This window comes from Kitasatospora sp. NPDC001660 (genome assembly GCF_053596725.1).
Map to the genome: position 1 here is coordinate 1 of NZ_JBSFGU010000101.1, position 9,241 is coordinate 9,241.

Consider the following 9,241-nt stretch of genomic DNA (forward strand, 5'->3'; position numbering starts at 1 on the left):
GTCATCGATGCACGCCGCGGACACGAATGACCCTCATGCCTGACCCGGAGGGCCTCGGCGAGTCCGGCGGCGAGGCGGCGGCCCTCGGGCGGGGGGGAGGGGGCCCTGCCGGGAGACGCGTTCGCCGAGGGAGGGGCCGGGGATGAAGAGGGTGGCGAGCCAGGGCGCCGGGGCGTCGGCGTCCGCGTCGAGGACGGGTGCGGTGAAGGCGCCGCTGACCTTGCGGGCGGCCGTGACCTCCTGCCGGAACCGGGCCCGGAATTCGGCGTCGGCGGCCAGTTCGGGCCGGATGACCTTGACCGCCACCTGGCGGCCGGACACCGACCGGGCGCGGTAGACCACGCCCATCCCGCCCGCACCGAGCTGGCTCTCCAGGAGGTACCCGCCGATTTCCCGCGGATCGTGCTCCGCCAAGGTCACGTGCCGAACCCTTCCCCGAGTCTGAACGACGGACCGGCCGTCAAGCCGCCCGGCCTATTCCGTGGGTGGTACGTCGGCGCCGCCGGGTTGCCAGGTTCTGGTCCGGAGTCCGGTTCCCCGCTCCAGAGATGGTCTGTCCCTTAGCGGCAGCGGATTCGGGGTGTCCGGCAGATGCATGGTGAACCGCTGAAGCGGAGTACAGCTCACTACTTGGCATGTCTTGCTCAGGGGTTCCTCAAGTTTCGCCTGCAGAGCATCCATGACTGCCTAGGGTCCTATGTGTCCGCCCCAACCAGGGGTGGGTTCAGGAGGGGAATTCTGATGATGAAGAAGGCTGTTGCCGGCGTGTTCGCAGGTGCTGTCCTGGCCGGGGTTCTGGGGGCTGCTCCGGCGAGCGCGACCGAGGTGGATCCGGGCCAGAGCGGCAACTACTGCGAGCCGGTGACGAACCGCTACTACGAGCAGGTCGGCTGGGACTGGAGCACCCACGACAGCGGCACCATCTCGAACAACTCCGGTGCCTCGATCAGCCGTTCCATCGCCCGGACCAACAGCGGCACGCTGAGCGCTACCGTCAGTGCCGAGGTCTCGGTCAGCGGGGACGTCCTGGTCACCGAGATCCAGGCCAAGCTCGGCCTGTCCGTCACCGCGTCGGCGACGATCTCGAACACGGAAACGTTCCAGGTGAACGTTCCGGCGTGGACGACCGTCCACTACAACGACGGCATCATCAACCGCCGCTTCGGCGTCCGCATCGTCCACACCTACAGCAACTGCCAGACCAGCACGTCGTGGGGCAGCGCTACCGCACCGGAGCGGTACTCCGAGGTCACCAACGCCTGATGACCCCGTGTGCGGGGTACGGCCTCATGCGGGCCGTACCCCGCACTGCAACCGACGCCCGAACCCGTTACGGGGGAGACCGATGAACCACCGCACCGCACCGGCCGTACTCGTCACCCTGGCAGCCCTCGCCGTTCTGGTGGCATGCGACAACGACAACCCCACCAGCAGGGCAAAGCCCGCCACCACCCAGGCCATCGCGTGCGCAGCCGAGTACCACGCCCCGGCCGGCGACCTGCTCCATCCTGAAAGCGTCTGGTCCGCGGCCCCCTACACGCGTTCCGAGGCCTCCCTCATCCTCTCCACGAGCTGCCCGCAGGCCCCGGCAGCCCCCTCGACATCATGCGACCCGGCGGAGTTCCCGTGGAGCGCCCCCGACGAACTGCGCGAGGCACGCATCCGCGCGGCCGGCGTGGACACCTGGATCAAGTCGGCCATCACCGGGGGCGGTGCCGGCCAAGGCCTCACTCAGCAGATCCTCAAACTCCGCCCCACCGAGGCGAGTACAGCAGTCAACCGCTTCCGTGACCACCTGCAGCAGTGCGGGGCAAGCACCGTCGTGGAGGCCAACGGCCACCCTCAGGTCCTCCTCCTCGAAGACCAGGCAACCAAACCAAAGCTTCTCGTCGACCTCGCCGACGACCGGATCACCGCGCTCACCCCGACCGGCGACGGATGGACCAAACAGCAACTGCTCCAGATCACTCAGCACTGAAGCTTGGCTGCAGTATCAGCGCCAGGTCTTTCACGCCCGCGTACCAGGCGGTGTCGCGGACCGGGATCGGGCCGGGCCGGGGAGGCCAATGGCGGGGGCGGCCTTGGCGAGCGCCGTCGTGTCGCCATCGACGCACGCCCCGGACACGAATGACCCTCATGCCTGACCCGGAGGCCGCCACCGCAAGGTGACGGCCTCCAGTGCCTTCTCGGGGCCGCAGCAGCGTAGCGCCGACCACGGACACCGCCGCGACCGGGGCAGCCCTACCAGGCCACGCCCAGTACCCCCAACTGCCCGGACGTGTCGATTCAGCGAACCCGGACGTGCCCCGGCACCGTCCGGCTCCTGCGCGCGCCGCGCCCCGACGCTGCTCCCGCCGTTGCGGGCTCCGCCAAGCCCGGGACCGGCGGCGGGCGCGACGGGCGGTAGTGAGCGCCTCGGCCCGGATTCCGTGGCGGGATGCGGGCCGGACCGCGGCGTTGGAGAGCGCTCGTTGGCCGTGGCGGCCTGGAAGCGCCCAGTGCTCTCCTTCGGGGTCGGGGCTTCGGGAGGAGGGAACACCGGCTGCTGCGCGGTCGCGGTCGAACCCGGCGCCACCGAGTGGCCCGAGGACGACAGCCTCGTGACGGACGAGTACAGCGCCACGGTGACCCGGAAGATCGCGGCGCTGTGGGAGACGATCGGCTTCCAGCACTTCAAGGACGGCATCTACCTGCGGGACACGGCGGTCGACCACGGCGGCATCCTGCGAGAGCAGCGCCAACACCTGCGCACCCTGAGCGGGGCGCACCGAGCCTCGCAGGCCGCCCGCTGACTGGCGCAGAACCGCCCGCCATGCCGTCCGAGATCGAGGAGGTTGCGTGATCCCGCATTGTGCACGGGTGGTCAATGACCGCGGCGCCTTGAGGCATCGTGACCGACTACGGGGGAAATGGCTCGCTGTGGGGTCCTGGCCCCGGCATGATTCCCACCGTGCTTGAGGACGAGAACCATCGCGGGCGGACGCGGTACACGCTGGCTGAGACAGAGCATGGCCATGCCTGGGGCGTCTGCGCCGAGGCGGAAGGACTGTTCGGGGAACCGCAGCGTGGGACGTACGAGCTGTTCGGCTGGATTCCACAAGCTGAAGTGCACGGCTGGATCGGCAGCCGAGTGTGGTTGGTGCCGGAAGACGAGGAGCTTGACCCCTGGCTGCTGGAGGACGCGGAAAGCCAAGGGCCGCTCCCTGGGGCAGACAGTCTCGTGCTCACCGGCCTGGACGAGTACGAAGGCCCACCCGAGGGCTACAGGGGTCCCGTCCGAGTGCATGACGAGCACCGGTGGCTGGGCTCTTGTCGGGAATTCGCCCGTGTCCTGCCAGCCAAGCAGTCGGCGTCCCCGCTCGTCCTGCGGCTGCGCCACTCGGTGACCACCGCGGCTGCCGACGCCGCGTCCGGGCGCGACCAGCGCGGAGCCGTACGGCAGTTGCGGTCCGAACTCAGGATCCTCTCCGCCCTGCCGGTCGCCGAGCTGCGCGCCCAGGCGGACGTCCTGGCCAAGGAGATCCGCGAGGTGGACACCCTGATCCAGCGCACCAACTGGGAGATCGACCTGATCGAGGACTGATCCCACGAACGGGGTGTGGGAAGCAGGTAGTCGTCACGGAGGCGTGCACACACCGCGGGTCGGCGGTCTATCCGGCCCTTGGCGCGTGAAGAGCAACGCAGGAGTTCGATTCCCCACCAACAGTGCAGCTCAGCACCGCGTACAGGTGACACAGCACACCGCACAGCTCACTACCACGTGCAGATCCGGACGACGAGGGCGGGAACGGGGCGCCCCACACCCGGTGCGAGGGCCGTGCGACCAGCACGGCCCTCGCACCTACTCCGCCTCGGAGCCACTCAAGAAGCTCCATCCGGAGCCGTCGTGGCGCCCTTCCGCCGGACGGTCCTCCAGGGCGCCGACCTGGGCGGTCAATCTTCAGTGACACAAACCGTGCCGCGATCAAAGTTCAGTGGCACACGGTCAAGGTCCGGTGACACAGGACACCGCTGTTCCGTCTCGACGAAGGTTGCGCGTTCTCACTGAATCTTGGTGACCGGTAGGTTCGTCTCACCGAAGATTGCGATTTCGTCGTCGGAGAACAGTGGATCGGACCGGCCGGCGATCGTCAGGTGGTGCTTGATGTAGCTGGCGGTCTCCTGGGGTTGTGCGCTGGCCGCCTGCCAGGCGCGGGTGACCGTCTGGATTTCCGTGTCACTGCGCCGACCAGGCACGTTGCCTAAAACCTGGGCGGATCGGCGCGGCTCAGCTCACGGAAGGGCGGGGCGATGCGATGCTGCGCCAGTACGTGGAGCAGCGTGTGGACTCGGTGGTCTACGGGCGGCTCGACGAGCTGCTCCGGGACGGGCACTGTCAGGGACTGCTTCGCCGCCGCCTGAGCTGCTCGGTGAGATCACTCGCGGCGCGTTGGAGTGGCTACTCAATTTGCAGCTTCCGCACGAACTGGACTGGATCTGCGGCAGATCTGCTGCGGGCGACCGTCGACACCGTGCTACGGGGCGATCCGCTCAGCCGCCCTGGCACCGACGGCGCAGGACTCCGGGCGGTCAGTCCGACGGCCCGCGATGATGATCAGGAGGTGGGCTCGTGACTGGGGCGGATGGCCGGGTGGCATTGGTGACAGGGGCCAGCAGCGGAATCGGTGCGGCCACCGCGGGTCTCCTTGCCGCGCGAGGGATGCGCGTGGTGGTCAACTACCTGCGCAACACCAAGGCGGCCGACGAGGTCGTGGCCGGCATCGAGGCCGCAGGCGGGCAGGCCCTGGCCGTGCAGGCCGACGTGCGCGAGGCAGCGGCCGTCGAGAGCATGATCGAACAGGTCCAGGCGGCGTGGGGCGGCATCGACGTGCTCGTGCACAACGCGCTGATCCCATATGCGGTCAAGTCCTTCCAGGACATGACGTGGGAGGAGCTGGGCGGCAAGATCGACGCCGAGATGCATGCGGCGTTCGCGGTGACCAAGGCCGTCCTGCCCGCCATGAGCGGACAGGGCTGGGGACGCATCGTCTACATCAGCACCGGCCTCAGCCGCCGGCCCCGGGCGGGCATGATCGCGCTGGGCGCGGCCAAGGCCGCCCTGGAGCAGTTCGCCCGCTACCTCGCCCAGGAACTGGGCCCGCAGGGCATCACGGTCAACATCGTCGCAGGCGGCCCGGTGGAGGACACCCGCATGGGGTCCGCGCTCGACGAGAAGATCAAGCAGCGGCAGGTGGCCCTCACTCCCATGGGCCGCCTGGCGCGCCCGGCCGACGTCGCCCAAGCGGTCGCCTTCTACGCCAGCGAGGACAACTCCTTCATGACCGGCACCACAGCCGCGGTCAACGGCGGACTGTTGATGGACTGACAGCCCGACCCGTATCCGCCGCACCGTCACCTCACCACCATGTGCCGCGCCGTCCCGCGCCCGTGCAGGGCGGCGCGGCGATGACAGGATCGAGGAACAGCTTCATGTGCAGGATCGATCTCGCCTACGTCGGGCGGGGCCTACACGAGGAACTGGCCGCCTACATCGCCGACCAGCAGGACTACTACGCCGACGAAGGCGTCCACGTCGCACTGCGCGACGGCTGCACCTGGGACATCGAACGGCTGCGCCGTTGCGCCACCATCGGACTAGGTCGGGCACTGCTCTCCCGCCTGACCGACGGCATCCCGTGGGTCGCCCTCAACGTCAACACCCACCACCCGCTGTTCTGGTTCCTCGCCCGCCCCGGCCTGACCTCCCTGACCGACCTGGCCGGCCAACGACTGGCGGTACACGCCCCCCACACCCCACCCGGGTGCTTCGCCCGGATCGTGCTGCGCAAGGCCGGTCTCGACCCCGACCGCGACGTCGACACCGTCGTCCGCTCCCCCGGCGACTACGGCATGGACCTGCGCAGACTGCGCGAGGGCGAGATCGACGCCGCCTACGTCGGCAGCACCATGGCGCCCGAGGCAGTCGCCGCCGAGCAGGGCTGGCAGGTGCCGGCCTGGGTCGGCGACCACTTCCAGATCCCCACCGTGGGCGTGGCCGTCGACCCCACCTACATCGACCCGGACGACCCCGCGGTCCAGGCCGTCGTACGAGCCCACCGGCGCGCCCTGCAGGTGATCCACAACGACCCCGACACCACCGTGCGGCACATGCGGACGTTCCTGGGCGGACAGACCGAGGACGAAGTCCGAGCCCACTACGAGACGTTCATCGCGCCATACTTCACCACCGACGGCCAAGCCGACCTCGCGGTCGGCGACAGCGCGATCATCGAGGTGGCCGCCGAACTCGATGTCCCCGCCACCGTCACGGCAGCCGAGTTCTACCGCACCGCCACAGCCTAGAAGCCCGGCGACGCCGCGCCGCCAAAGCGCGGGCAGTACCTCAGGACCACCGACGCAGAGACCCCCGCGGCCGCTCGTCGGCCAGGAGCTGGAGGCGGCTGTGCGACCCCGAGTCGGCACTCGGGCCGCGCCACACCCACACGACAGGAACACTCATTCGCAAAAGCCCGGAGCCCGCGTTAGCAAGCTGTCACAGCCTCATAACCGATCGAAGCCAGCCCTGGGTCAGGCCCTGTCGATTTCCCTGCCCGGCATCGGCTCAGCGAGTGCTGTCCGCCATTCAGGCGCACCGAAGGCGTCCGCGAAGTACTGCGTCTCGTGCACCACATGCCCGTGGGCAAATTCCATAATGCTCACCGAGTAGGTGGGCACCCCGTCGTATGTGATGACACACTCGCTCACCCACAGATCCCCGCCGCCAACGATCCGGTGGATGGTGAAGTGCCGACTGGCAGGGTGCCCGCCACGTTGCGCCGAAATCGTCGCGCGGCCCCGGAATCGTTCACCTGACTGGGGGTAGTCCAGGATCGCGTCCGCCGCGTAGATGGCGTGCTCGGCTTCGGTATCCCCACGTTCCGACGCCCGCCAGTGTTCCTCGACTGCGGCCCTGGTCCGGATGTCAGCATCCATCGCACTGTCCCCTCTGTAGGCGGCCGGAGCGATCCGGGGGACCTGGGAACGCTTCGAGGCTCCCCAGGACGCAGGACCGTTGAACGTAATGGGCAACGGTGACAGCGTAGATCGCCGAGGCAGCGACTCAGCTTCAAGGACACTGCGGATCAGATGACCCGACCGAGGTGACCGATCATCACGACCAAGGGACCGACAAAACTCGATGAGACCCGTCAAAGTTCGGTGAGACGGGACACCCGCCACCCGGACCACCAGCCCGGCGATGCCGAGCGGGCACCGCGCGAGCTGATGTCCGGCCCCGGCCGGTGCTGGGACACCGAGCCCCGCTGGCGGTGGGTGGAGATCCGTATCGGCGGATCCTGGCGGCCCGGTCGGATAGAAAGCTGGCGCCTGCACCAGGGCTCCACCACCTGGGTCGCCCTGGTCCGCTGGGGCCCCGATTTCGACGACTGGGGCTGGTACCTCCACCACCCCGACACGATCCGCCAGTGCTCGGAGCCGACCGACCCCAACGGCCCGGCGAGCTGGTGAACGGCGACAACGAAGGCGCCGCGGCCGACCTCGCCGACACCCTGGAAGCCTTCGCGGACCTTGCCGCCACCCCCGGCACCGGCGCCGACGTCTGGCTGACCATCGGCACCCCGTACGAGATCGAACAACGCACCGTCCGGCTCCCCGCGGGCGTGGCCGACTGGATCACCGAGCTGCTCCGCGAGGAGACCCAGGCGCTGGAGGCCGGCCACCGTGCCGACGGCCAGGAACAGGGCACCGCCGACGCCGAGCCCGCCTGGTGGTGATCGGCTCGGTCGCGATCAGCAGGTTGCCCGGGCTGACAGGAAGGCAGCCCGACCCCGGCACGGCGGCGGGGGCTGAATCCGGCGAAGCGTCACCCGTGGCTCGTGCTCACCCCATACCGTCATCACACGGATCGGCCGGAGCGGGGGAGGTGTTGTGGCACAGCGGCAGCACCTGGACTGGGCCAAGGAATACGCGGAGCAGGCCAAGGCCGCGGTGGAGAAGGTCACTGATCCCGGGCATCGGGCGATCACGCTGGCGCTGCTCGCGTTGACCGAGGGTCCTGGAGGCCGGCTTCGACGTCGACGCGTCGGAACGGGCTGCGTGACGACGTCCGTGACGGCTTGGCAGACCGCGGGTAGAGGGCATCGGACGGAGGGCCCAGAAGGAGTCGAGGATGTCGAGCAGGGCCATGAGGATCGAGTTTTCTCGGTGGGTTTCGGTGTCGTTGTCCTGAGAGCCCGGGGGCATCTGGCCTGGCGCCCTCAGCCGCCTCGGCCGCCGACGCCTACTGCCTTGACCGCCTGGGCCGTCTTGGTCGCTGCTGCTCCAGTGGCCGGGGGGCCTCCCCGGCCACCTCGCCGACGCCCGGACGGCGACCCGGCCGTCGCTCGGTCCGCCTGGCTTGTGCTCGCTGCCCCTCGCTGCGCCCTGGCCGCTGCCGCGCTCGGAGCACGGCTGCTGTCGCCAGCCGGCCAGTGGTCCTGATGCAGGGGTCCCTCGTTCGGCAGTGCTGTGGGCGTGGTTCGCCGACTTCTCGTCAGTGCGTCGTATACATCGCTTGTTCCTGGTTCTTCACAGCTCACGGTTCTGCTAATCCCAGATCATCGCGGCTCGCTGTCGGGGCGCGGGGCCGTGGCGCCGGTTGCGAGGAGAGAGCGATGCGTCTGGCCGGTCTACACGATTCCGCGGGTGAGCCCGCACGTCGCGGTCCGGAGCCCGAAAGCGGTGGGCCTCGGCCCAGGCCGTGGGTGCGGGTGCGGGCCGTGGTGGCGGGTCTGGCCCTGACGGCCGGGTTGGCCCTGCCGGTGCTGGCCCCGTCCCCGGCCATGGCCGCCACGGGCCAGCAGGGCTACATCGGCAATATCACTGCCAACACGGTGACGGTGTTCGACACCGCCACCAACACCGTCACCACGACCATCCCCGTCGGCACCAGACCGGCGGACCTCAAGGTCACCCCGGACGGCAAGCACGTCTACGTCGTCAACCGCAGCTCGGGCACCGTGTCGGTGATCGACACCACCACCAACGCCGTCGCCACCACCATCGCCCTGCCCGCCGGGGATTTCCCGCAGGCTGTGGCGATCACCCCGAACGGCCTGCACGTCTACGCCGCCAACTTCAACGGCACCGTGTCGGTGATCGACACCACCACTAGGGCACGTATTCGGTCGTGATCAATCTGTGTGATTCACCTTCGCGGCGGGTCCTGATCCGGTAGACCGTGGTGTGTGACGCGAGCGCAACT

11 protein-coding genes and 1 pseudogene are annotated in these 9,241 nt (G+C 69.1%); 9 read left to right on the plus strand and 3 right to left on the minus strand.

Going from position 1 to position 9,241, the window contains the following annotated elements:
- Window positions 1-420: pseudogene (locus ACWCXH_RS39170) on the minus strand (protein kinase domain-containing protein); the annotation flags it as partial.
- 321 nt (window positions 421-741) lie between these two features.
- On the opposite strand from ACWCXH_RS39170, the gene ACWCXH_RS39175 reads away from it, so the two are divergent.
- The 4 genes from ACWCXH_RS39175 (at window position 742) to ACWCXH_RS39190 (ending at window position 3,583) form a co-directional block, all read left to right on the plus strand.
- Window positions 742-1,263 (plus strand): hypothetical protein, encoded by a 522-nt coding sequence (locus tag ACWCXH_RS39175; protein WP_449806293.1) that lies wholly within the window; start codon window positions 742-744, stop codon window positions 1,261-1,263.
- Window positions 1,264-1,345: 82 nt separating this feature from the next.
- On the plus strand, window positions 1,346-1,978 hold the full coding sequence (locus tag ACWCXH_RS39180; RefSeq protein WP_449806294.1) for a hypothetical protein: 633 nt from the start codon (window positions 1,346-1,348) through the stop codon (window positions 1,976-1,978).
- Window positions 1,979-2,471: 493 nt separating this feature from the next.
- The gene (locus tag ACWCXH_RS39185; RefSeq protein ID WP_449806295.1) at window positions 2,472-2,792 is read left to right on the plus strand and encodes a hypothetical protein; all 321 of its coding nucleotides are present in this window, start codon (window positions 2,472-2,474) and stop codon (window positions 2,790-2,792) included.
- A gap of 158 nt (window positions 2,793-2,950) precedes the next feature.
- Complete coding sequence (locus tag ACWCXH_RS39190) at window positions 2,951-3,583, plus strand: DIP1984 family protein (protein ID WP_449806296.1); 633 nt, start codon at window positions 2,951-2,953, stop codon at window positions 3,581-3,583.
- Window positions 3,584-4,041: 458 nt separating this feature from the next.
- Here the strand turns inward: ACWCXH_RS39190 and ACWCXH_RS39195 are convergent, their stop codons facing one another.
- A complete protein-coding gene (locus ACWCXH_RS39195; protein ID WP_449806297.1) occupies window positions 4,042-4,236 on the minus strand; it encodes a hypothetical protein in 195 nt (64 codons plus the stop codon).
- Between the two features lie 403 nt (window positions 4,237-4,639).
- Here ACWCXH_RS39195 and ACWCXH_RS39200 point away from each other — a divergent pair, with 403 nt between their 5' ends.
- Both ACWCXH_RS39200 and ACWCXH_RS39205 read left to right on the plus strand, forming a co-directional pair.
- Window positions 4,640-5,365, plus strand: a complete 726-nt coding sequence (locus ACWCXH_RS39200) for an SDR family NAD(P)-dependent oxidoreductase (RefSeq protein WP_449806303.1) — start codon at window positions 4,640-4,642, stop codon at window positions 5,363-5,365.
- A gap of 104 nt (window positions 5,366-5,469) precedes the next feature.
- Window positions 5,470-6,342: an ABC transporter substrate-binding protein gene (locus ACWCXH_RS39205; protein WP_449806298.1), complete on the plus strand. Its 873-nt coding sequence runs from the start codon at window positions 5,470-5,472 to the stop codon at window positions 6,340-6,342.
- Between the two features lie 225 nt (window positions 6,343-6,567).
- Here ACWCXH_RS39205 and ACWCXH_RS39210 read toward each other — a convergent pair whose 3' ends face one another.
- A complete protein-coding gene (locus tag ACWCXH_RS39210; protein WP_449806299.1) occupies window positions 6,568-6,972 on the minus strand; it encodes a nuclear transport factor 2 family protein in 405 nt (134 codons plus the stop codon).
- Window positions 6,973-7,197: 225 nt separating this feature from the next.
- Between ACWCXH_RS39210 and ACWCXH_RS39215 the strand changes: the two genes are divergently transcribed.
- From ACWCXH_RS39215 to ACWCXH_RS39225, 3 genes are all read left to right on the plus strand, one after another.
- Window positions 7,198-7,506 (plus strand): hypothetical protein, encoded by a 309-nt coding sequence (locus ACWCXH_RS39215; RefSeq protein ID WP_449806300.1) that lies wholly within the window; start codon window positions 7,198-7,200, stop codon window positions 7,504-7,506.
- A complete protein-coding gene (locus ACWCXH_RS39220) occupies window positions 7,503-7,772 on the plus strand; it encodes a hypothetical protein (protein ID WP_449806301.1) in 270 nt (89 codons plus the stop codon). Before ACWCXH_RS39215 ends, ACWCXH_RS39220 begins: the two co-directional genes overlap by 4 nt.
- Before the next feature lie 984 nt (window positions 7,773-8,756).
- Window positions 8,757-9,170 (plus strand): beta-propeller fold lactonase family protein, encoded by a 414-nt coding sequence (locus ACWCXH_RS39225; protein ID WP_449806302.1) that lies wholly within the window; start codon window positions 8,757-8,759, stop codon window positions 9,168-9,170.
- Window positions 9,171-9,241 lie beyond the last annotated feature (71 nt).